Here is a 23,510-nt window from a genome sequence, read left to right as displayed (position 1 = left end):
GTATGAAAAAATTAGTGCTTTACCTCTGTTTCCTTTCTTTTTCCTTTGGGTTTTCCCAAAACAAGACCCTTTTTGAAGAAGCCACCGAACTGTACAACAAAGGGGAATATTCCAAGGCCATTGAAAATTATGATCAAATCCTAAAGAATGGGGAGCATTCCGCCCAACTCTACTTTAATATGGGCAATTGCTACTATAAGTTGAATGCCATCGGGCCGAGTATCTATTACTATGAAAAGGCTCTATTATTAGATCCCAATGATGATGAAATCCTGAACAATCTGGGCTATGCCCAAAACATGAGGTTGGATGCCATAGAAAATATGCCCAAAACAGAAATAGCCCAATTCTATGAAAGTGTGGTAAGTCTATTTTCCTTTGATCAATGGGCCTATTTGGCCATTGCTTTCATAATCCTTTTTGTTCTGGGTTATTTGGCCTATTTTTTTCTTCGCTTTGCCAATCAAAAACGACTGGCTTTTATTGTGGGCATCTTTGCATTGGCACTAGGCGTCCTGTCGGTTCTTATGGCTTATCTGCAACGGCAGGAATTCAAAAGGGACAACCCCGCCATTGTCTTTAGTAAAGAGGTTAAGGTGTCCTCTGAACCCAATAACAACAGTGAAATGGTCTTTACCCTGCACGAAGGCACCAAAGTGAATGTTCTGGACCAATTGGACGATTGGAAGAAAATACGGATTTCAGATGGACAGACAGGATGGTTGTTAGGAGACAGCATTAAGCTGTTGAAAGACTTTTAAACATTATTTAACAAAAAAAAGTCCGTATCCTTATATTTTTGCAAAAAAAGAGTATAGTGCTAAGACTGTTGGCTTTTCCTTTTGTCTCGGTGATGTTGGTCACAATCCTTATGACCTCGCCCCTTGTCCCTTTATTGGGTAAGGAGTACTGTACCGCTATAATTCTTGGTTCCTCCGAGGAGGAAAACAACAGCAACGAAACCACGGGTAGTAAAAGTTTTGAGAGCAAGTATTTTTTGCTTCGGAATTTTTTTCCTGTGGACACTTCCTTTAATCAAGAACAAGACTTTAATTCTTTAGGGTATATATTCCCTGTTTTGGATTATACCGTTGAAATTCTTGACCCCCCTCCCAGAAGATTGATTTAATTCTCCGGAAAACACATCAAAAATCAATTTCTAACTGTCTTCAGCAAGCCTTAGATCCTGAAGGCAATCTTATTCTTTATTATTATGTTCAAGTATATTAAAAATGACTTGCCAGCCAGTATTGTGGTCTTTTTTGTGGCACTCCCCCTTTGTTTGGGAATTGCACTGGCCAGTGGCGCCCCTCTTTTTTCAGGCCTTATCGCTGGAATTATTGGGGGTATTGTTGTTGGCGCGCTCAGTGGTTCACAAATTGGCGTGAGTGGTCCTGCAGCAGGTCTTGCTGCCATTGTATTGACCGCCATAGGCACCTTGGGAGGTTACGAAAATTTCTTGGTGGCCGTAGTTTTGGGAGGTATCATCCAAATGGTATTTGGAATGCTAAAAGCAGGGGTGATCGCCTATTATTTTCCTTCATCGGTAATCAAGGGAATGCTAACGGGAATCGGAATCATCATCATTCTAAAACAGATTCCACACTTTTTTGGATACGATGCCGATCCAGAAGGGGATTGGGCCTTCTTTCAAGTGGATGGGGAAAACACATTCAGTGAAATTATAAATGCCATTAACTTTATTAGCCCTGGCGCTACCTTGATCGCAATAGTGGCTTTGGCCATCCTTATTCTTTGGGACAGGGTCTTGAGTAAAAAATCCAAAGTTTTCCAATTGGTCCAAGGACCTCTAGTGGCCGTGGTTTTGGGAATCCTATATTTTTCATTCACCTCAGGTGATGCCAAATGGGGCATTTCTGCCGAGCACTTGGTAAGTGTTCCCATTCCGGATGGTCTGGAATCCTTTGCCGGATTGTTCAGTTTTCCCAATTTTTCGGCCATAACCAATCCCGAAATTTGGATCACAGCCTTTACCATTGCATTGGTGGCCAGTCTGGAAACTTTGCTTTGTGTTGAAGCAACGGATAAGCTAGATCCACACAAACGCGTTACCCCTACCAATAGGGAATTACTTGCCCAAGGGGTGGGGAACAGCCTTTCCGGTTTGGTCGGTGGACTTCCCGTGACCCAGGTAATTGTCCGTAGTTCGGCCAATATTCAATCTGGCGGTAGAACAAAGGCCTCGGCCATTATCCATGGATTTTTATTGTTGGCCTCGGTAATCCTGATTCCCAAACTTCTCAACATGATACCTCTGTCCGTCTTGGCGGCAATCCTCTTTGTTGTAGGGTATAAATTGGCCAAGCCAAGTCTTTTCAAAACCATGTACAATTCGGGTTGGAAACAGTTTGTTCCCTTCATTGTAACCGTGGTGGGAATTGTTTTTACCGATCTATTGGTTGGAATTTCACTAGGTTTGGGGGTTGGAATTGTGGTCATTCTGATCAAGAGTTACCAAAACTCCCACTTCCTTCATATAGAGGATAAAAGCAATGGGGTCCACAAAATAAAAATGACCTTGGCCGAAGAGGTCACCTTTATCAATAAAGGAGCCATTTTAAAAGAGCTGGACCGACTTCCTGAAAATTCTTATCTTGAATTGGATGTTAGAAAGACGCGGTTCTTGGACAATGACATTGTTGAGATTTTGGAAGACTTCTCGAGCAAGGCAAAAACACGGAAAATAGACATTAAGATTATTTCCGAGAGAGGGGTTGTTGAAAACCCAAAAAGTTATATTGAATTTTTTAATCTAAGACCGAAAAAAACGGCATAGCCCTAATACTATGAAAGCACACACTAAAGAAACACAGGCCACAATGACGCCCAAGAAAGCCTTGCAGTTCTTGCAAGAAGGGAACGAGCGTTTTCAAAAAAATCTAAAGGCCAATAGAAACTTGCTACAACAAGTGAACGAAACCAAGGATGGGCAGTTTCCCTTTGCCACCATCCTTAGCTGTATTGATTCCAGGGTTTCTGCTGAATTGGTCTTTGACCAAGGTCTAGGAGACATTTTCAGCGTAAGGATTGCCGGGAATTTCGTCAATGACGATATCCTTGGAAGTATGGAATTTGCCTGTAAATTGGCAGGCACCAAACTCCTTGTTGTTCTCGGGCACACCAGCTGTGGGGCGGTAAAAGGTGCATGTGACCATGCGCGTTTGGGGAACCTTACCACCTTAATCAATAAAATTGAGCCAGCTGTAGAAGCGGTTTCCGAACCAAAAGACGAATCTTTGAGAAACTCAAAGAACTTGGATTTTGTGGATGCCGTTGCCGTTAAAAATGTGGAGTTGACTTTGGACAACATCAGACAGCAAAGCCCTATTTTGAAAGAAATGGAAGAGAAAGGTGAAATTGCCATTGTTGGTGCCATGTATGACCTTTCAGATGGCAAAGTATCCTTTTTATAACAAGATTTAAATCAAATTAATAAAAGGCCGATGATCTTGGGATCATCGGCCTTTTTTGTTTTCCAAAATTACTATCTTAATGCTGTATAATCTAATCCCGCTATATGTTCAAACATCTAAGAGGAGACCTTTTTGGTGGAATTACCGCGGGTATTGTGGCACTTCCCTTGGCCCTTGCCTTTGGCGTTAGTTCCGGGCTTGGTCCCAGTGCCGGACTATATGGTGCCATTTTCATAAGTTTTTTTGCCGCCCTCTTTGGTGGGACCAATACCCAGATTTCCGGTCCAACAGCGCCAATGACCGCAGTGAGCATGGTGGTCATTGCCGGTATTGTGGCCGTTAACGATGGGGATATCAACAAAGCGCTCCCGTCCATCCTGACCATTTTTCTTTTGGCAGGCTTCATGCAGATCGGATTAGGACTGGTTGGCTTGGGAAAATATATAAAATATATCCCCTATCCTGTGGTCTCTGGTTTTATGACTGCCATCGGGGTCATTATCCTGGTTACACAAATACTGCCTGCCGTAGGCTATTATCCCAAAGAAGATGAACAATTTGTAAATCAATATATGCCTGAATCCGAGGAAAAAATCTTGGAGAACATCCTGAGGGAGGAGGCCGGTGAGGGCATTTTGGTCCTAGAAGATTTTGAAGAGACCATAAAACGGGCAGAAGCTATCACGGAGGCAGATATGCTCAAGGAAGCCAGTACCTTGGCCGCCAAAGACGCTTCAGGTGTTTTGGGGACCTTTAAAGTGTTACCCAGAGCTGTTCGCAACATAAACTGGATGGAATTGGGGCTGGCCTTGGCCACCATTTTCATTATTTATGGTTTTAAACGCATTACCACTGCAATTCCCAGTACTTTGGTAGCCTTGGTAGTTGTATCAGGGATTGCATTTGGTTTTGGGCTGGATTATCGCCCCATTGAACAAATCCCAAGTGGACTGCCCATTCCAAATCTGGAAATATTTACCGATTTTAATTTGAGTTATATAACACCTTATATCTTCACAGCATTGACACTGGCTTTACTTGGGGCCATAGATTCTTTGCTCACCTCTGTCGTGGCCGATAATATGACACAGACCAAGCACAAGCCCAATAAAGAATTGGTAGGGCAAGGCATTGGCAATAGCATCGCGGCCATATTTGGAGGAATTCCCGGCGCCGGAGCAACCATCCGGACCGTGGTCAATATCAATTCTGGTGGTAAAACCAGACTTTCAGGTATGGTTGCCGGAGTGCTCTTACTGATTGTCTTGCTTGCCCTTGGCCCTGTGGCCTCGCAAATACCAGCTGCGGTATTGGCCGGTATCTTGGTCACTGTAGGTATCGGTGTAATGGATTACAGAGGTCTAAAAGCCATTCCCCACCTTCCCAAGGATATTAAGTTAGGACCGTTGAAATTGAGTTCGGAGGTAATCATTATGCTGGTAGTGATGGTTCTTTCCTCCATTTGGAACCTAGTATATGCCGTAGGTATTGGTTTGGTAATCGCATCATTGATGTTCATGAAAAAAATTGGGGATATAACCGCCCAAAGGTCTGATGTAAAACCCCTTAGGGAAGAAGCTTGGTCCGATGAAAAAAACCTGCCTGAAAATATTAAGGAAGAAATCTTTATCAAACATATAAAGGGTCCTCTCTTTTTTGGCTCAACCACTGAGTTTCAGCAGTTGGCCTCACAAATTCCAAATACGGCCTCTACCGTGGTCATTAGAATGGGACGCATGCAGTACATGGACCAATCCGGCCTATATGCCATGGAAGATGTCCTTCAAGATCTGAAACGAAAGAACGTAACGGTACTCTTGGTGGGGATACTGGACCAACCCAAATACATGATGGAACGTATTGATATTATCCCAGATTTAATTCCTCCAGAGCATATTTTTGACACCTTTAAGTCCTGTATGAATTGGGTGGGCAAAGGCTCCAAAAGTATCAATCCATAATCTTGAACTTTTCACCAACCCATGCTTTTTCTAAAATTTCCAAACGATTCCGGACCTATTTACCTAGAAACGTTGGATGGTAGATGGCCAGTGGAACCTTTTAACACCTATAGCAATCTTATCTTTTTGCTTATCATTATATATTGGGGCATACGGGTTTACAAGCATCCCAAGGAACATCTTTTTTTGGCCTGGGTACTTCCGGTGATCGCCATAAGTTATATTGGAGGCACCATTTATCACGCCACGCGTAGTCATGAGTTTTGGCTTAAATTGGATTGGATGCCCATTATGCTTCTTTGCGCTGCCTTGGTCATCTATTTCATTTTTAAGGTGGTCAGGACTTGGTGGCAAAGGCTTCTCCTTGTTTTTCTCCTCTTGGGAACCTCTTATATGTTGCGCATACTGCCCATTCCCCCTGGATGGCGGATTTCATTGGGTTATGTGATCACGGCAGCCACCATTCTGTTGCCCTTGGTTGGCTACCTCATTAAAACCCAAGGCAAGAATGCCATTCTTGTGATTACGGCCTTCACCATCTTTTCGGTGGCCATTCTGTTCAGGAGCATAGATAAGAGTCAATCTTTTTTTCCAATGGGCACGCATTGGCTATGGCATTTTTTTGGCGGTGTAGCAGTACATTTTCTTATTGCCTACATATTCAAGGACAATTTGCTAAATTTGTCGGCCAATACTGCCAGTAAAAATGATTGAGACCATAAAGGAGCACTTGGCTGAAGTAGAAAAATTCACTTCAACCTCAACAGAAGAGATAGAGAATTTCCGAATCAAGTATTTGGGAAAAAAGGGCTTGTTGAACAGTTTCTTTGCCGAGTTCAAAAATGTTCCCAATGAAGAAAAGAAAGAGTTTGGGCAGGTCATCAATCAATTGAAAAATTCGGCAACGGAGAAAGTCAACGAACTTAAGGCCGCCCTTGAGAACCAAGCGGAAACGGTTGGCAAGTTCGGAGATTTGACCCGTCCCGGTGAACCCATAGAAATTGGGGCCAGACATCCTATTTCCATAGTAAAAAACCAAATCATCGATATTTTCTCCAGAATTGGTTTCAATGTTTCGGAAGGCCCTGAAATAGAGGATGATTGGCACAACTTTACGGCTTTGAACCTCCCGGAGTACCATCCTGCCAGGGACATGCAGGACACCTTCTTTATCCAAACCGATCCAGATATCCTGCTGCGCACCCATACCTCATCCGTACAGGTTAGGTATATGGAAAGTAACCAACCGCCCATCCGGACTATTTCCCCCGGAAGGGTGTATCGAAATGAGGCCATTTCTGCTCGTTCGCACTGTTTTTTCCATCAGGTGGAAGGATTGTATGTGGACAAAAATGTATCCTTTGCCGACTTAAAACAGACCTTGCAATATTTTACTTCGGAGATGTTCGGAAAATCCAAAATCCGACTAAGACCTTCCTATTTCCCATTCACCGAACCCAGTGCAGAGGTGGATGTATACTGGGGACTTGAAACCGAAACCGATTACCGGATGACCAAGGGTACCGGCTGGTTGGAGATTATGGGATGTGGTATGGTAGACCCCAATGTGCTCCGCAATTGTGGTATAGATCCCGAAGTTTATTCAGGATTTGCCTTTGGTATGGGAATAGACCGTATTGCTTTGTTATTGCATCAAATCTCGGACATTAGGTTGTTGAGTGAGAACGATGTACGATTCTTGGAGCAGTTCAAAAGCGCTCTTTAACTATCTTATTTTCATTGTGTTAAATATAAATTTTATCTCTTGATGGTTTTTTAACACAAGTTTAAGTTCGTTTAGTTTGGTAACTTCCGAACCAACTGTAATTTTGCGGCGTTAAATCCATTTTATGGTAACTGCAAATCAACAACTTATAGAAACATTAGGCGTTCATCTGGAAGGGGAGTACAATTTACCTCCTTTAGCTGCTAGAATCTACGCCATACTTATTTTAACCGATGAGGACGGACTTACTTTTGAAGACTGTCTGGAAAAAAGAGGGGCCAGCAAAAGTTCAACCTCTACCTCGTTGAACCTCCTCCTAAACATGGGGATCATTACCTACTTTACAAAGCCCGGTGATAGAAGACGTTATTTCTCCATCGCCAAGCAGAAGACTTTTTTCCTTGCCAAACTCCAGGAGAATCTTAAACGGGTGGAGAAGGAAAAATCCATCATCACCTTGGTCCTGGAGCACCACAAAAAAAGTAGTCCAAAAAAACTCAAGGAGGGTCAAGAAAGAACCCATATCTATTTGGACTATGTCAACAAAAATGAAAAGCTGTTAAGAGAGTCCATCGAAAAGCTTGAAAAAATACTAGACTGAAAAAACAATGTTCATCCAACTATTCAAAAACCTTAACACCAGAAATAAAGTCATGAAAACAACGCATATAGCCTTAACCCTAGTGACTGCCTTGATCCTGTCCTCTTGTGGGGAAAAAGCCCAACAACGAACCGCTCCCCCACCACCTAGCTTAAAGGTGAGCAATCTAAAAAAACAAGATATTACCATTTATAAGGTCTATGCTACTTCCATGGAAGGAAAGCAAAACGTGGAAATCTGGCCAAAGGTTTCCGGTTTTGTCCAAAAAATATATGTGGAAGAGGGCCAAAAAGTCAAAAAGGGCCAATTGCTCTTTAAATTGGAGACCCAGACCCTTACCCAAGATGCCAATGCCGCCAAAGCTGCCGTGAATGTGGCCCAAGTAGAAGTGGACAAGCTGGTTCCCTTGGTAGAAAAAGGAATTATCAGCAATGTGCAATTGGAAACGGCAAAGGCAAGATTGGCCCAAGCGAAAAGCAACTATCAAAGTATTTCGGCCAATATTGGCTATTCCAACATCAACAGTCCCGTGGACGGGTTCATTGGTGAAATTCCCTATAAGGAAGGTGCACTGGTAAGCAATGCCATGACACAGCCTCTGACCGTCGTTTCGGACATCAGCAGTGTACGGGCCTATTTCTCCATGAATGAAAAAGAACTATTGGACATGAAACAACGAATGGCCTCCAATGGCAATTCCCTTACCACAGACACTGCTCCAGAGGTGGAATTGGTCATGATCAATGGCCAGACCTATCCCCAAAAAGGAAAAATAGCCATGGTGAACAACATCATCAATGGTGCAACAGGAAGTGTGACCCTTAGGGCGGACTTTGACAATCCAGACCAATTGCTAAGTTCCGGGAGTACCGGACAGATACGGGTTCCTTCAACCTATCAGAATGTGTGGGTAATCCCACAATTTTCAACGGTTGATCTACAGGGGAACAAAATGGTCTACGTCCTCCATGATGGCGATACTGTTTCTACCAAGCCGCTTAACATTGTGGCGCAAACAGATACGGATTTTATTGTTTCTGAAGGTTTGGATGAGGGTACTACCATTGTTTCCGAGGGAGTATCCAAGCTCAGGGACGGACAGACCATAAATCCTGTCAAGTAATAATCATATTGCCAACGTTTTTAGAAAAAAAATATGTTCCAAAAATTTATAGAACGTCCCGTACTTTCCACAGTAATTTCCATAATAATCGTGATTTTGGGAATTTTGGGACTCGCCACTTTACCGGTTGAACAATATCCAGAGATTGCTCCTCCCACGGTCCAAGTTTCGGCAAACTACACAGGTGCCAATGCCGAAACAGTATTGAAAAGTGTGGTAATTCCGCTTGAAGAACAGATCAATGGGGTGGAAGGAATGACCTATATGACCTCATCAGCCAGTAATGATGGTGCCGCCAACATAAGTGTGTTCTTCGAACTTGGCGTAGACCCAGATATAGCTGCGGTAAACGTACAGAACCGAGTAGCTCGGGCCAACAGTCTATTGCCCCAAGAGGTAATCCAGACCGGGGTAACCACGCGGAAGGCACAAAACAGTGCCTTATTGTTCTTTTCTATTTTCTCCAATAACGATAATTACGATGCCACTTTTGTGGAAAACTACGCCAAAATCAATTTGGTGCCACGTTTACAACGGATCAAAGGGGTAGGTAATGTAAACGTATTTGGGGCCAAGGATTATTCCATGCGGATATGGATTTCCCCAGATAAAATGGCCGCCTACAATTTGGTACCTGCAGACATACAAGTAGCGCTTCAAGAACAAAACCGGGAAGCGGCAACAGGAAAGATCGGTGAAAATTCGGAAGGTATCTTTGAGTATGTCATGAAATACAAAGGTCGACTTTCCGAAGTGGCCGAATACGAAAACATCATCCTAAAAACAACAGATGATGGTGGTTTTCTTCGCTTAAAGGACGTTGCCGAGATAGAATTGGGTGCTTTTAACTATGCCCGAAAAAACTACGGTATGGGAAATCCAGGTGTGGCTGTCGGGGTATATCAAACATCAGGATCTAACGCCAAGGATATTATTGACGAAATTGAACAAATTTTGGTGGAAAGCAAATCGGAATTCCCCAAAGGACTGGATTATGTGATCCCCTTCAATACCAAGGACTTTTTGGATGCTTCCATTGATCACGTGGTCAAGACCTTGATCGAGGCCTTTATCTTGGTTTTCATTGTGGTATTCCTATTCTTGCAAGACTTTAGGTCTACTTTGATTCCAGCCATTGCCGTGCCTGTGGCCATTGTAGGAACCTTTTTCTTCCTGCAGTTGTTTGGCTATTCCATCAACATGTTGACGCTTTTTGCTATGATCTTGGCCATTGGTATTGTGGTGGATGATGCCATTGTGGTGGTCGAAGCTGTCCATGCCAAATTGGAAGAAGGGGCAGATTCGGCAAAGACCGCGACCAAAAAGGCCATGGGAGAAATTTCGGGGGCCATTATTTCGATTACCTTGGTGATGTCTGCCGTATTTATTCCGGTTTCCTTTATCCAAGGATCATCCGGGGTGTTCTACCAACAATTTGGAATTACCTTAGCTGTGGCCATTTTAATCTCTGCTGTAAATGCATTGACCCTCAGCCCTGCATTGGCCGCGCTCTTCCTAAAACCCCACAATCCGGATAAAGAGCATAAATCAGGATTAATGACCCGTTTTTTCAAGGCATTCAATGTTGGTTTTATGGCCATTACCAATAAATATACCGGCGCCGTAGGCAACTTGGTCAAACGTAAGTGGATCACTGTGGCCCTACTTTTAGGTTTTAGTGCACTGGCACTTTACTTGTTCCAATCCACTCCATCTGGGTTTGTGCCCGATGAAGATAGGGGTATCATCTTTGCCAATGTGAGCATGCCTCCAGGGACCACTTTGGAAAAAACCGAAGAAACCATCATGAAACTGGATTCCATTTATGAATCCATGGATGTGGTTGAAGCGCGGATGAGTGTGGCCGGATTCAGCCTTTTGAACCGGGTAAGTGCGGGATCATATGCCTTCTCCATCATGAAACTGAAGCATTGGAACGAAAGAAAGGAAGATTCCCTTTCCGTAAGTGCCACCATGCAACGTTTGAATGCCACTTCGGCCCAATTTAAAGATGCGCAGATCATATACTTTACCCCTCCCAGCATACAAGGTTTTGGTACCAACTCTGGTTTTGAAGTACAGCTTCAGAACAAGGGAACGGACAACTGGTTGGCCATAAATGAGGTGAAGAATCAATTCTTGGCAGCCATGAATGCCAGACCGGAAATTCAATATGCCATTTCACAATTTGATCCCGGTTTCCCACAATACGATTTGGAAATCGATGTGGAAAAACTAAAAATGGCAGGATTCTCCACCACCGATGTGTTCAATGCACTTCAAGGATATTACGGTGGAATCTATGCAACGGATTTCAACAAATTCGGAAAGCAATACCGTGTTATGATTCAAGCAAAACCCCAAGACAGGGCCAATGAAAATTCATTGAACCAAATCTTTGTTCGAAACAGCACTGGGGAATCCGTAGCAGTTAGTCAGTTTGTAAATCTTAAGAAGATTTACGGTCCAGAAGTGGTAGAACGATTCAACCTATTGAGTTCTGTAAAAGTAAGCGGTGTACCCAATCCCGGTTACAGTACCGGGGATGCCATCAATGCCATTGAGGAAGTGGCTGCCCAAGTGCTGCCAACTTCATACACTTATGACTATTCTGGACTTACCAGAGAAGAAAGTAACGCTAGTTCACAGACCGTTCTCATCTTTATCTTGAGTTTGATCTTTGTGTACTTCCTACTAAGTGCCCAGTATGAAAGTTACATCGTACCACTTTCTGTATTGTTGTCCTTGCCTATTGGTTTGGCCGGGGCTATACTCTTTGTGAATTTGGGTGGATTGGAAAACAACATCTACTTCCAGATTGCCTTGATCATGTTGATTGGTCTTTTGGCCAAAAACGCCATTTTGATCGTGGAGTTCGCCTTACAACGAAGAAAGGCAGGGTTCTCCCTGTTCAATGCGGCCATTGATGGGGCACGGGCCAGGCTACGTCCTATTTTGATGACTTCCTTTGCCTTCATATTTGGGCTGTTGCCTTTGGCACTCTCAACAGGAATCGGTGCCATTGGAAACCAATCCATAGGATTAAGTGCCGTTGGGGGAATGCTCATAGGGACCATATTTGGAGTGTTCGTGGTTCCTGTGCTATTTGTCATTTTCCAAGCACTTCAAGAGCGAATTTCAGGAAAGCCGGAACAACTCAATGAAGCAAGCCATGCCTAAACATTCAATGACCGAACAAAGCATATCACCCATGAAAATTAAATCTATATACAAAATCACCCTGCTGTTTTCAGCGACGCTATTGATGCAATCCTGCTTTGTCGCCAAAAACTATTCCCGACCAGAAATGGAAACGGAAAGTTTGTACAGGACCGATAACCTTCCTACAGACAGCACTTCCATGGCAACCATCTCATGGAAGGACCTGTTCAATGACGAGCATTTGAAATCTTATATTGAAAAAGGTCTGGAAAACAATCTGGATATACGTATTGCCCTGGAAAATGTTACTGCTGCCGAAGCCTATGTTAAGCAAGGTAAGGCAGGATATTTCCCAACTCTTACCGGCAAAGCTAGTTTTACCCGGACCAAAAACTCGGGAAACAGCCAATTTGGAAGCTTTTTCACAAGGCCTTTGGAACAATATGAACTTTCTGGCGCCCTTTCTTGGGAAGCAGATGTTTGGGGCAAGATCCGAAGCAATAAAAGAGCTGCGGGTGCCTCTTATCTACAGAGTGTGGCCGCACACCAAGCTGTAAAGACCAATTTGGTAGCTGCCATAGCCAATACCTACTACCAATTAATGGCGTTGGACAAGCAATACAGCATTGCGGAACAGACCTTGACTGCCCGAAAAGGAAGTTTGGAAACTACCATGGCCCTAAAGGATGCAGGGCAACTGACCGAAGTGGCCGTAAAACAGACCGAAGCCCAAGTCCATACTACGGAAATTATCCTTATTGACTTGGAGAACAACATTAAACTACTGGAAAACACCTTCTGTATTCTATTGGGTGAGCCGCCCCATGAAGTGGAACGATCTCGTTTGGATGATCAATCCATAGAAAGCGACTTGCAAACTGGGGTACCTTATTTGTTGTTGGCCAATCGCCCTGATGTAAAACAAGCCGAGTTCGGCCTTATCAATGCCTTTGAATTGACCAATGTGGCCCGTAGTAGCATGTATCCTTCCTTGAGCCTTACCGCATCAGGAGGGTTCCAAAGCTTGGAATTTGACAACTGGATCGATGCCAGCTCCCTGTTTTCCCAATTGGTAGGTTCGCTAACACAGCCTATTTTCAACGGCCGTAGGCTAAGGACCCAAATGGAAGTCGCCAAAGCACAGCAGGAGCAGGCCTTGTTGTCCTACAAGAAAACCTTGTTGACGGCAGGAAAAGAAGTTTCGGACGCACTCTACAGCTATGATGCCGAAGCCCAAAAATTAGAGGCCCGTGCCAAGGAACTGGAAGCCTATACCGTTGCAGAAGACTACTCGGAAGAATTGCTGAACAATGGTCTGGCCAACTATCTGGAAGTACTTACCGCCAGACAAAATGCCCTGAACTCAGAATTGAGCTATGTGGATTCCCAATACGGGCAATTGAACGCTATAGTGGAGCTATATAGGGCCTTGGGAGGAGGCTGGCAGTAAAAAATAGGCCATGGAAAATAAAAAAGAATTACTGGAGTGTGCTTTTTCCAATTTTTCAAAATTTGGGAGCAAACGCTTTTCCATGGACGAGTTGGCCCATGATCTGGGTATTTCAAAAAAAACCATATACAAACACTTTCAAAGTAAGGAAGAGCTGGTCATGGAGAGTCTACAATGCTTTTTACAAAAAGTACGAAGCACCATTGATGACCATATGCAGGAGAATCCCAATGAGGACCAGCCCTTGCTTACCATTGTGTATATATACAAGTTGGGGGTTGGCCACCTGCAAGGGATAAGCCCCACTTTCTTTTACGGCATCAACAAGTACTATACAAAGGCGGCTCGGGTCTATTCCGAATTTAGAAAGGATATTGTTTGGAACGTGGTACACCCGTTATTGGTCAAGGCCAAAAAATTGGGGCAAGTCAGGCCCAATGTCAATGTGGAATTGGTCTGCGACCTTTTTTTATTGAGACTGGAAGATACCTTATATTCAAGAGTCAATTTGTTTGAACAATACAGCGCCCAAGAATTGCTGGACCATATCATTGTCAATAATCTTCGAGGGATCCTTACGTTGGAATATCTTCAAAACTGCCCCCACGAAAGCTATTAGTCCACAGCTTCTCTCTAACCACAACCCAGAAACACTTCTCCATATAAATGTGTACCTTTCTAAAAAACAGAAAGCCATGCATTTTAAACACTTAACCTCAGTACTGTCTTTTGTGGTATTGTTGGTCGGCATCTCCACAAATGCCCAAAAAAAGTCCTTTACGGTCAATCAAGATCGCCTGGAACATCGAATCTTTGACCTTGCAAACTTTGGACTACAGAAAAATGGGGAAACGGAACGAGTTGCTTTCAGTGATGCCGATATTGCTGCCCGGGAATGGGTAATTCAAACCATGAAAAGTTTAGGCTTGACCGTTACCGTGGATGTTGCAGGAAACATCATTGGAAAACGCCAAGGCTCTGATACCTCAAAAAAGCCCATTTCCTTTGGCTCACACATAGATCGGGTTCCCCATGGTGGAAATTATGATGGTTGTGTGGGTTCCATGGCTGCTTTGGAGGTCATGGAGGTACTTAAGGAGAATAAGGTGAAGACCAAGCATCCCTTGGAAGTCATTGTTTTTCCGAATGAGGAAGGTGGTGTCATGGGAAGTAGGGCCATGTCCGGGAACCTAAGCACTGCGGCATTTGGAGTGGTCAATTCCACTGGTTTTTCCATGGGAGAGGGCATAATGCGATTGGGAGGAGATACCACAAGGATTATGGAAGCCATCCGTAAAAAAGGAAGTATGGCAGCCTTTTTGGAACTTCATATTGAACAGGGCGGTATCTTGGAAAAAGAAGGTCTTAACATTGGTGTTGTGGAAGGTATTGTGGGACTGAAATGGTGGGATGTGACCTTTACCGGATTTGCCAACCATGCGGGAACCACACCTATGGATGCCAGGCAGGATGCCTTGTTGGCCGCGGCCAAATTCATTGTTGCCGTAAATGAAGTCACCAATAGTTTTGAGGGCAGTCAAGTGGGTACCGTGGGACGCATAAAGGCTGAACCCGGTGCTCCCAACGTTATTCCCGGAAACGTAGTGGCCAGTTTGGAAATCCGGGACCTCTCTTCCCAAGTCATTGAAAACGTTTTTCAGGCCATTCAGGCCAAGGCCAAGGAAATTTCAACCGATTCCGGTGTGGAGATCAAATTCAATCCCTTGGACACTACTGCAGATCCCGCCTTGACCGACCAAGGCATTCAAAAAGAAATAGAGAACTCTGCCAAAGATTTGGGACTTACTTTTAAATATATGCCCAGCGGCGCAGGACACGATGCCCAAGACATGGCACGGATTGCACCAACCGGGATGATCTTTGTGCCCAGTAAGGGAGGTATCAGCCATTCACCAAAAGAGTTCACCTCAGCCAAAGACATGGCCAATGGTGCCAATGTCTTGCTCAATACTATTTTGGTGCTGGACAAAAAACTGGATTGATTCAAACTAAGATTTCTTCCCTAAAGCAATGTTGTAGGCCGCATTGGCAATCAAAGCAATACTAAGCCAATACGTTACCAAAATAAGAACACTGGCATAGTCAAAAGGTGCTTTGAATTTATTAATGGCCAGCATGGTATCCGAAAGCATGAAAAATAGCACCGCCAATGCTATCCATAGGTATGCTTTTCCTTTGTCCCTTAGATATAAGCCTATTCCTTGCCATGCCATTGAAGTGATCACTAAAACATAGAACAGGACCGGTATCATAAAATCTCCTAAATCTGGTTTTAACCAAAAGAAAATGACTCCTCCAATCACAAAAAGTACTACAAAGGATATCCAATGGAACCAAAATCCTTTATGTTGGATAAATGCCACAATGAATAGAAGGTGTGCCAGTAAAAAAGCGACCAATCCAAAGACAAAATAGGCTGGATCAAGCAAAAGTACATCCCCCAGTAGGCAAAAAACCAAGGCCACAAGGATAAGCTTGGTAAACTTGGTGGATAATCCCCTCGGGATAAAAAGTAAGAGCGATAGTATTGAAATGGTAGTCAGTGGCTTCAAGAACACATAGGCCATTCTATGTCCCAAATACTCGGTACACATGGCAAGTATGGCCAATACCAGGCTTACCAGATTAATTGTTCTTTGTCTTCTACGGTCTACCATTGTGCAAATGGTGTTTGACTCAGTTGCGAATTGTAATATTCCTTCTGGCCGGTGACCTCTTCCCCCAACCAGCTGGGTCTCTCAAAAAATTCGTCTTCATGCTGAAGTTCCACTTCGGCAACCACCAGTCCCTTATTTTCCCCCAAAAATTCATCCACCTCGAATACATGGTTGCCCAAAGGCACCGTATAACGTACTTTTTCCAAGATCACATCCTTGCACAGATCGATCAGATTGGTGGCCTCGGCCGGGCTGATTTCGGTTTCCCATTCAAATCGGGAGGTTCCGGATGCGTTACTGGCTCCTTTCACGGTCAAAAAACCTTGGCTTCCCATAATTCGTACTCGTACCGTTCTTTGGGGGTCCGTACTCAAAAAACCTTGTGCTATGCGGACGCTAGATGAGGCTTCTTGCCGGTATGCATCTGAGGTCACCAAAAACTTTCGCTCTATTTCCAAGTGTTCCATCAAACTAAATATACCCTAAATTTGAGTATGGATTTTGATTTTCCCTTAAGAAAAATCATTCATGTGGACATGGATGCGTTCTATGCCTCAGTGGAACAGCACGATAATCCCGAGCTGAAGGGAAAACCCATTGCCGTAGGCGGCGGCTCAAAGCGGGGGGTAGTGTCCGCTGCCAGCTATGAGGCGCGTAAATTTGGGGTACGTAGTGCCATGGCAGGATCCATTGCCCAAAGAAATTGTCCGGATTTGATTTTTGTAAAACCCCGGTTTGATCGCTACAAAGAGGTTTCCTATCAAATTCGGAGTATCTTTTTCGAATACACAGACCTCGTGGAACCCCTTTCCTTGGACGAAGCCTACTTGGACGTGACCGAAAACAAAAAAGGAAATCCCTCCGCTACCTTGATCGCCAAGGAAATCCGGCAAAAAATCTTGGAGAAAACCGGGCTTACGGCATCGGCCGGAATCTCCATCAATAAATTCATTGCCAAAGTGGCCAGTGATTACAACAAACCCAATGGCCAAAAAACGGTGAACCCCGAAGAGGTCATCCAGTTTTTGGAAGATCTGGACATTCGTAAATTCTATGGTGTGGGCAAGGTTACGGCAGAAAAAATGTACCGCTTGGGTATTTTTACTGGGAAGGACCTAAAACAAAGATCTCTGGAGTTTTTGGATGAAAAGTTCGGGAAAAGCGGCACATACTACTATCATGTGGTCCGAGGCATACACCACAGTGCCGTAAAGCCCCATCGAATCCCAAAATCGGTCGGGGCAGAGCGTACATTTTTTGAAAACTTAAGCAGTGAAATCTTCATGCTGGAAAAGTTGGAAAACATTGCTGCAGAGTTGGAAAGAAGACTTCAAAAATCCAAAATCGCCGGAAAAACCGTGACCCTAAAAATCAAATACAGTGATTTTACCCTTCAGACCAGAAGCAAGACCCTCCCCTATTATATTGCAAGCAAAGACCTTATTCTGGAAACGGCCAAAGAACTTCTGTATCAATCCTCCCTAGAGAATTCAGTGCGGTTATTGGGTATCTCATTGGCCAACCTCAATACCGAAAAACAAGAGAAGGTTTCAGAAAAAAAAGTAGTTTCCGTGCAGTTGAGGTTCGAGTTTTAACTCCTACCTCACCGAAACGACCGTGACCCCATAAATGATCAGTGATGACAAAAATATCCCCAGGGCATTTGCCAGAAAGGCTTTTTTCTTTTCAATCTTCAGTAGATAAGAGGCAATGCTCCCCGCATAGACACCAGTACCCGGCAACGGAATCATGACAAAAAGTACCAATCCAAAGAAGCCATACTTTTGCACTTTATCCGCTGTGCCCGTCTTTGCCCTTCGGGCCACGAAGAGTGCCGATTTTTTATAAGGCCTCCATTTCGCCAAATGCTTATTGACGTTCTCCAAGAAAAACATCATCATGGGGAACACGAGCAGGTTGGACAGGAAACAAGCCACAAAAACCACATGGCTGTTCACTCCCTTGCCTATCCCATACGGGATTCCCACCTTGGATTCCCCAAAGGGAGACAGGCTCCAAAACATGGCTATTATTAAATCGAAAATCATGTAATTCCAGTAAACCGCAAAATTACTGCTGAAAATGGGTTGTAGTATACCCCTTTATGCTAAAAAATGATTAAAAAACCACTAGACAGACCGGTCTTTTGTCTACTTTTATGGGATGAAGACATCCATCCACGAGAAAATCATTGATACGGCGAGCAATCTATTCTATATCCATGGATACCATTCCACGGGAATCAATGAGATCATAGCTAAAAGCGGCATTGCCAAAGCCACACTTTATGGTCATTTTAAATCCAAGGAAGATATTTGCATCGCTTATCTGAACCACAGGCATGATGGCTTCATGAAATCCCTTGAAGAGTTCGTAGGACGTAGAAAAAAAGGAAGAAACCAGCTTTTGGCCATTTTCGATTTTCTACAAGACCTATACCGGGAAGACCACTTTTGTGGTTGTTGGGGGCTTAAGACTTTAGGAGAGTTGTCCCCTAAAGAGAAAAAGATACTTGAAGTGATCCAAAAACAGAAAAAGGAACTTTTGCTTTTTCTGGGCGAAGTGGTTGGGGCCAATATCGCCAATCTCTCCAAGGCGGAAATTGAAAGGATTTCCAGTGGGCTTTATCTTTTATACGACAGTGCCATAACCGAAAGCCACCTTTTTAAAAACGACTGGCCCATTTTTATGGCCAAAAGTATAGCTCCCTCCCTTTTTGCCGATTTGGATGTAGAATGAAAAAACCCTTCCAAAAATTTGAAAGGGTCCTTCTTCCTAAAACTAGTTTTAAGCTTCCACTTCTTCCAAAGGCTGTGCCACTGGAAAATCGATAGGGGCGTCAAATGTATTGTTGATATAGTTGGAAATGGTCTTGTCTCCCACCAACAAAATAGTGTCGATCAAGTTTTCCTTGGTCCATCCGGCAGCAAAGAAATTGTCCAAAACATTGGAATCGGTAGTCCCTTTGTTCTCCGTAATGTTTTTGGCCAATCTTGCCAAGGCATCCAACTTGGCATCAAAAGAAGCTTTACCCGCTCTCAGTTCCAAAATTTGGGCCTCTGTAAAACCGTTCATTTTTCCAATGGCCGTATGGGCCGATAGACAATACAGACAGTTGTTCACTTCGCTAACAGCCAAGTTTACCACTTCCTTTTCCTTGGCTTTCAAGGAGGTCTTACCATTGGCAAAGGTTAAATAATTGCCTAATGCATTCTCGGAATGTGCATAGGTGGCGTATAGATTGGGAACAAAGCCCAATGCCTTTTCCAAGTTGTCAAAAATGGCCTGATTGGCCCCGCTTACTTCTTCTCTTTTGGGTACATTAAATGTGCTCATGATCTAAAAATTTTAAATGAATTATTATTTTGATTATCTATTTTGTACAAATGGTCTTTCCGTATCACAATAGAAATCGTGATGGTGGTTTTGCTCACAATGATCGTTGGCAATGACAGTCTGGACCACTCTTCTTTGTGGTGTCCTAAAAATTTCGATAAGATTGAAAAGGGTTTTTCCTGTATGCTTCATCTTTGGTTTGTTTTAAATTACAGTGCAAAGATGTTGCGAAATGGCAGGTAGGTGTTAGGAACAATTTCCCGACGACTTGCCCATTTTTCCCTTAGGCCGGGACCAGCTGGTTTTCCCTATACTCTGAAGGGGTCATTTGGGTCATTTTCTTGAAGAATCGGCTAAAATGGGCAGGATCATTGAACCCAAGATCATAGGCAATCTCCTGATTTTGTTTATCCGTATAGTTTATGAGACGCTTTGCCTCCAAGACAATACGGTCCAAGATAATCTGTTGGGGCGATTTTTGATTATAGATGGAAAAGAGGTTGGAAAGGGTTTTGGGGGATTTGTACAACATTTCGGCATACTCGCTCACCTTTCTTTTGGTCTTAAAATTCAGGTCCACCAGATAATTGAACCTTCGGATAATGTCTATTTGATCGTTGCCCAAGGTTTTTACAATGAGTTGTTCCTTGGCCAAGCGGGTGGTCATAATGATCAACCGCTTTAAGAGCATCTGAAGCATTTCTCCTTGGATGTTGTCCGGGGTTGAAAATTCTTCCACAAACATATCGTACAACAGATTGAACTTGCGAAGCTCTTCTTTTTGGATGGTTACAATGGGCAGATCTTGGGTGCCAAAAAACAATATCCCATTACAGGAAACCTCACTGTCATGATCAAAGACGCAATAGAACTCCCTGTTGAAAAAAATGGCGGAGAGCGGCAACTCAGTTTTGCTATAGGAAACATGTTGCAGGTAGGTGACCGTTACCATTTGGTTGGGCAATAGCTCCAACGCCATTCCATCTATCACAATGGTCAGGGGAGCCTCATTCCTATTCCATAAAAATTTAATGTTGTTGGGTATCGGAGAGTGTTTTGGACAATCGGTTTTAATGTCTTCCACCAGTCGGAGCATGGCCCCTAATCTTGCATCCTTGAATTCGTATACCATGGGTAAGGTTGGACTAAAATGAGGTTATACTCTTTTTAGTCCCCTTATTTGCAGCATACTTACAGACTGGAAAGCAAAAATCCCAGATTCGGTGGAATCTGGGATTTTTCAATAAATTTTTACTAGGGTATGGGAATCCTTGTATTAAAACGAGCAGGTTTCTATCTCGCTCACCCGAAGGGTGTTCACCATTCCCTTGTCCTTAATGGGCATGGCCGCCAAACTAATGAGCATATCCCCCACATCCAAAAATCCTTTTTTGCAGGCAATTCGGTTTACATCCTCGATGGTTTCATCCGTGGAAACAAACCGATCATAATAAAATGCCTTAACGCCCCACAATAGGTTCAACTGGGTGAGTATTCTTTTGTTGGAGGTAAACACCAAAATATGGGCACTAGGCCTCCATGCCGATATCTGAAAAGCGGTATACCCACTATTGGTCAAGGTTGAAATGGCCTTGGCCTGAATCTCATTGGCCATCAGTGCCGCATGATAACATACCGATTTGGTGATGTATCGCTTGGTACGGATATGGGGAGGGGTCTGGGGAACCTTTATCAAATCTGAGTTTTCAACACTGGTCAGAATACTGGCCATTTTCTCAATCACCTGAACGGGATAATTCCCAACCGAGGTTTCTCCGGACAACATTACTGCATCCGCTCCATCCATAACAGAGTTGGCCACATCGTTCACTTCCGCACGCGTTGGTGTAAGGCTGGTGATCATAGTTTCCATCATCTGTGTGGCAATGATCACGGGAATTCTGGCCTTTTTGGCCTGAAGAACCAATTTCTTCTGGATCAAGGGAACTTCCTGGGCCGGAACTTCCACACCCAAATCGCCACGGGCCACCATAAGTCCATCACAATAGGCCACAATCTTATCGATGTTTTCAACTGCCTCCGGCTTTTCTATCTTGGCAATAATTGGAATTTTATGATCGGTATGCTTACTGATCAAGTCCTGAAGGTCTATCAAATCTTGGCTGTGGCGCACAAAAGACAGGGCAATCCAATCCACTTTGTGCTCAATGGCGTAAATGGCGTCCTTGATATCTTTTTTGGTAAGGGCAGGCAATGAAATATTGGTATTGGGAAGGTTCACTCCTTTTTTGGATTTCAATGGTCCTCCTTGTATCACCGTGGCTGTTACCTCATCCTTTCCGTTGGTGGATTTTACTTCAAAAATCAACTTTCCATCATCCAAAAGGATACGCTCACCCGGTTTTACATCCTGTGGAAAGCTTTGGTAGTTCATATATACCCGTTGTGCCGTTCCCTCAAAAGGCTCACCCGTGGCAAAAGTGACCTCGTCCCCGGGGACAACCACGGCCTCACCACCCATGACCCCGACCCTGAGCTTAGGGCCTTGTAAATCTGCTAGTATAGATGTATGTACCTCCAATTCCTCATTCAACTCACGTATCATGTTGATACGTTCCGTAACATCGTCATAGGAAGCATGGGAAAAGTTTATCCTGAAAACATCCACCCCTGCCTCTATCATTGCTTTAAGGGTTTCCTTAGTGCTGGTTGCAGGTCCCAACGTTGCTACAATTTTCGTCTTCTTTCTAGTTGGCATTTTTAAAAGATTAAATTTCTTTTTGATTTTAATGTGTGTGTTTCCAATGGGTATGCTGTTACCACCTTGGAAATTTTGTTGATGGCCTTGACTTTCTCTTGCAAGGCAATTTCATCGGCGCCATCGACCTTTAAAAAATAGTCTATTTCTTTTCGTTCCTTGACCAAGTGATTGGTCCTAAAAGAGGAAGTGCCTCCAAACAGACCATCGGATGGAACAGTTTCCTCAATCGTACAGGTATTGGAAATCAAGGTCCAATACACATCATTTATTTCATCCTCCCAATCAAATACGGAAAAAAAGAAACTTCCGTCCAAATGAAGATCATTTTCCATTCTCTTCAGATACAGCGAACAATTAAAATTGATGCCATATGCCAAGGCATAGTCCTCCAAATTGCTGTGGATGGCAATAAGCCCAAAACTGTCATCAAAAAAGTCTGCCGATATCTTGTGCGTTGTCAACATGCCTTTAACACGAAATGTAAATATACTCTTAATCCCTTTGACTGCCTAGCTGAAACGGTACAATACGTTCAGAAACCAAACGAAAACGTTTGAATTTACCTTTATTTAATCTTGTTGATTTTCGATTTTGTTCTGAAGGGCAAAATAGGCCCTTTTGGAGGCCTTTTCTTCCGCCTTCTTTTTGGAGGTGGCCCTTGCCTTCGCCAAAATTCGGTCGCCAATGGTCAGTTTTACGGCGAAGTGTTTCAACTCATCGTTCCCGGTGTCTTCATAGACGTTGTAATGGAACGACTTTTTTTGTTTTTGGCACCATTCTATGACCAAACTCTTGTAACTGATCACTTTTCCTTCCAACTGATCAATGTCCACATAGGGTTCTATAACCCGTTCATTAATGAACTTTTCGCAATAGGGATAACCACGGTCCAAGTAAATGGCCCCTACCAGTGCTTCAAAAACATTACCGTGTATATTCTCCCCGAAATGGGACTTGGGGATTCGGCTTTCCACAAACTGCAAAAGTTCCAAATCTTTTCCCAGTTCGTTCAGGTGCTTTCTGCTCACTACTTTGGAGCGCATTTTGGTTAGGTAACCCTCGTCACCTTCGGGAACCTCATTGTAGAGATGCTTAGAGATGATGGTCCCCAGCATGGAATCACCCAAAAATTCCAAACGTTCATAATTCATGGGGTTTCCATCCGTGTCCTTTTTGTTCACGGACCGATGTAAGAACGCCCTTTTGTAAATCTCAATGTCCCTAGGTTTAAACCCAAGTATCCTTTTGATCCCCAAAAAAAAATCCCCATCCGTATCTGGATGGGAATTGAATATTTTGGAGGTGAATTTCATCTTG

24 protein-coding genes are annotated in these 23,510 nt (G+C 43.6%); 15 read left to right on the top strand and 9 right to left on the bottom strand.

Annotated elements, in window-relative coordinates; genetic code table 11:
• The first annotated feature begins 2 nt into the window (after window positions 1-2).
• The 13 genes from ACPD8L_RS11705 to ACPD8L_RS11645 all read left to right on the top strand — a co-directional run bounded on the left by ACPD8L_RS11705 (window position 3) and on the right by ACPD8L_RS11645 (window position 15,460).
• Window positions 3-761 carry an SH3 domain-containing protein gene (locus ACPD8L_RS11705; RefSeq protein ID WP_423943475.1) on the top strand — a complete coding sequence of 253 codons (759 nt, stop codon included), beginning with the start codon at window positions 3-5 and terminating at the stop codon, window positions 759-761.
• Between the two features lie 56 nt (window positions 762-817).
• On the top strand, window positions 818-1,129 hold the full coding sequence (locus ACPD8L_RS11700) for a hypothetical protein (protein WP_147300799.1): 312 nt from the start codon (window positions 818-820) through the stop codon (window positions 1,127-1,129).
• Between the two features lie 84 nt (window positions 1,130-1,213).
• On the top strand, window positions 1,214-2,797 hold the full coding sequence (locus tag ACPD8L_RS11695) for a SulP family inorganic anion transporter (RefSeq protein WP_293303936.1): 1,584 nt from the start codon (window positions 1,214-1,216) through the stop codon (window positions 2,795-2,797).
• Between the two features lie 10 nt (window positions 2,798-2,807).
• On the top strand, window positions 2,808-3,434 hold the full coding sequence (locus tag ACPD8L_RS11690; protein WP_116216504.1) for a carbonic anhydrase family protein: 627 nt from the start codon (window positions 2,808-2,810) through the stop codon (window positions 3,432-3,434).
• Window positions 3,435-3,538: 104 nt separating this feature from the next.
• Window positions 3,539-5,395, top strand: coding sequence for a SulP family inorganic anion transporter (locus ACPD8L_RS11685; RefSeq protein WP_421810329.1), 1,857 nt, complete (start codon window positions 3,539-3,541; stop codon window positions 5,393-5,395).
• Window positions 5,396-5,416: 21 nt separating this feature from the next.
• Window positions 5,417-6,109: a hypothetical protein gene (locus ACPD8L_RS11680; protein ID WP_423943474.1), complete on the top strand. Its 693-nt coding sequence runs from the start codon at window positions 5,417-5,419 to the stop codon at window positions 6,107-6,109.
• Complete coding sequence (gene pheS / locus ACPD8L_RS11675) at window positions 6,102-7,121, top strand: phenylalanine--tRNA ligase subunit alpha (protein ID WP_116216507.1); 1,020 nt, start codon at window positions 6,102-6,104, stop codon at window positions 7,119-7,121. Before ACPD8L_RS11680 ends, pheS begins: the two co-directional genes overlap by 8 nt.
• A gap of 124 nt (window positions 7,122-7,245) precedes the next feature.
• A complete protein-coding gene (locus ACPD8L_RS11670; protein ID WP_116216508.1) occupies window positions 7,246-7,722 on the top strand; it encodes a GbsR/MarR family transcriptional regulator in 477 nt (158 codons plus the stop codon).
• A 52-nt stretch (window positions 7,723-7,774) separates the two neighbouring features.
• A complete protein-coding gene (locus tag ACPD8L_RS11665; RefSeq protein WP_421810331.1) occupies window positions 7,775-8,845 on the top strand; it encodes an efflux RND transporter periplasmic adaptor subunit in 1,071 nt (356 codons plus the stop codon).
• Window positions 8,846-8,878: 33 nt separating this feature from the next.
• Window positions 8,879-12,025 (top strand): efflux RND transporter permease subunit, encoded by a 3,147-nt coding sequence (locus ACPD8L_RS11660; protein WP_423943472.1) that lies wholly within the window; start codon window positions 8,879-8,881, stop codon window positions 12,023-12,025.
• Between the two features lie 31 nt (window positions 12,026-12,056).
• The gene (locus ACPD8L_RS11655) at window positions 12,057-13,457 is read left to right on the top strand and encodes an efflux transporter outer membrane subunit (protein ID WP_423943470.1); all 1,401 of its coding nucleotides are present in this window, start codon (window positions 12,057-12,059) and stop codon (window positions 13,455-13,457) included.
• A gap of 10 nt (window positions 13,458-13,467) precedes the next feature.
• Window positions 13,468-14,076, top strand: coding sequence for a TetR/AcrR family transcriptional regulator (locus ACPD8L_RS11650; protein ID WP_116216510.1), 609 nt, complete (start codon window positions 13,468-13,470; stop codon window positions 14,074-14,076).
• A gap of 76 nt (window positions 14,077-14,152) precedes the next feature.
• Window positions 14,153-15,460: a Zn-dependent hydrolase gene (locus ACPD8L_RS11645; RefSeq protein ID WP_423943467.1), complete on the top strand. Its 1,308-nt coding sequence runs from the start codon at window positions 14,153-14,155 to the stop codon at window positions 15,458-15,460.
• Between the two features lie 6 nt (window positions 15,461-15,466).
• Here ACPD8L_RS11645 and ACPD8L_RS11640 read toward each other — a convergent pair whose 3' ends face one another.
• A complete protein-coding gene (locus ACPD8L_RS11640; protein ID WP_423943466.1) occupies window positions 15,467-16,135 on the bottom strand; it encodes a lysoplasmalogenase in 669 nt (222 codons plus the stop codon).
• Window positions 16,129-16,602 (bottom strand): CYTH domain-containing protein, encoded by a 474-nt coding sequence (locus ACPD8L_RS11635; protein WP_423943465.1) that lies wholly within the window; start codon window positions 16,600-16,602, stop codon window positions 16,129-16,131. Before ACPD8L_RS11635 ends, ACPD8L_RS11640 begins: the two co-directional genes overlap by 7 nt.
• Window positions 16,603-16,629: 27 nt before the next feature.
• On the opposite strand from ACPD8L_RS11635, the gene dinB reads away from it, so the two are divergent.
• Complete coding sequence (dinB, locus tag ACPD8L_RS11630; protein ID WP_423943464.1) at window positions 16,630-17,730, top strand: DNA polymerase IV; 1,101 nt, start codon at window positions 16,630-16,632, stop codon at window positions 17,728-17,730.
• Between the two features lie 3 nt (window positions 17,731-17,733).
• On the opposite strand, the gene ACPD8L_RS11625 is transcribed toward dinB, so the two are convergent.
• Entirely contained in the window at window positions 17,734-18,183 is a 450-nt protein-coding gene (locus ACPD8L_RS11625; protein ID WP_116216515.1) for a COG2426 family protein, read from the bottom strand.
• A 115-nt stretch (window positions 18,184-18,298) separates the two neighbouring features.
• Here ACPD8L_RS11625 and ACPD8L_RS11620 point away from each other — a divergent pair, with 115 nt between their 5' ends.
• Window positions 18,299-18,874 carry a TetR/AcrR family transcriptional regulator gene (locus tag ACPD8L_RS11620; RefSeq protein ID WP_116216516.1) on the top strand — a complete coding sequence of 192 codons (576 nt, stop codon included), beginning with the start codon at window positions 18,299-18,301 and terminating at the stop codon, window positions 18,872-18,874.
• Window positions 18,875-18,922: 48 nt separating this feature from the next.
• Here the strand turns inward: ACPD8L_RS11620 and ACPD8L_RS11615 are convergent, their stop codons facing one another.
• From ACPD8L_RS11615 to rnc, 6 genes are all read right to left on the bottom strand, one after another.
• Window positions 18,923-19,471 carry a carboxymuconolactone decarboxylase family protein gene (locus tag ACPD8L_RS11615; protein WP_116216517.1) on the bottom strand — a complete coding sequence of 183 codons (549 nt, stop codon included), beginning with the start codon at window positions 19,469-19,471 and terminating at the stop codon, window positions 18,923-18,925.
• A 33-nt stretch (window positions 19,472-19,504) separates the two neighbouring features.
• Window positions 19,505-19,663 carry a hypothetical protein gene (locus tag ACPD8L_RS11610; protein ID WP_165357310.1) on the bottom strand — a complete coding sequence of 53 codons (159 nt, stop codon included), beginning with the start codon at window positions 19,661-19,663 and terminating at the stop codon, window positions 19,505-19,507.
• 91 nt (window positions 19,664-19,754) lie between these two features.
• Entirely contained in the window at window positions 19,755-20,603 is an 849-nt protein-coding gene (locus ACPD8L_RS11605) for a helix-turn-helix domain-containing protein (protein WP_421810337.1), read from the bottom strand.
• 144 nt (window positions 20,604-20,747) lie between these two features.
• Complete coding sequence (pyk, locus tag ACPD8L_RS11600; RefSeq protein ID WP_116216519.1) at window positions 20,748-22,190, bottom strand: pyruvate kinase; 1,443 nt, start codon at window positions 22,188-22,190, stop codon at window positions 20,748-20,750.
• Between the two features lie 2 nt (window positions 22,191-22,192).
• A complete protein-coding gene (locus ACPD8L_RS11595; RefSeq protein WP_116216520.1) occupies window positions 22,193-22,657 on the bottom strand; it encodes an IPExxxVDY family protein in 465 nt (154 codons plus the stop codon).
• A gap of 105 nt (window positions 22,658-22,762) precedes the next feature.
• Window positions 22,763-23,506, bottom strand: coding sequence for a ribonuclease III (gene rnc / locus ACPD8L_RS11590; protein ID WP_293303923.1), 744 nt, complete (start codon window positions 23,504-23,506; stop codon window positions 22,763-22,765).
• Window positions 23,507-23,510 lie beyond the last annotated feature (4 nt).

Source organism: Flagellimonas algicida, assembly GCF_049629585.1.
Lineage (GTDB): Bacteria > Bacteroidota > Bacteroidia > Flavobacteriales > Flavobacteriaceae > Flagellimonas.
Note: the sequence above shows the minus strand (reverse complement) of the source record. Positions and strands in the feature narration are given on the sequence as shown.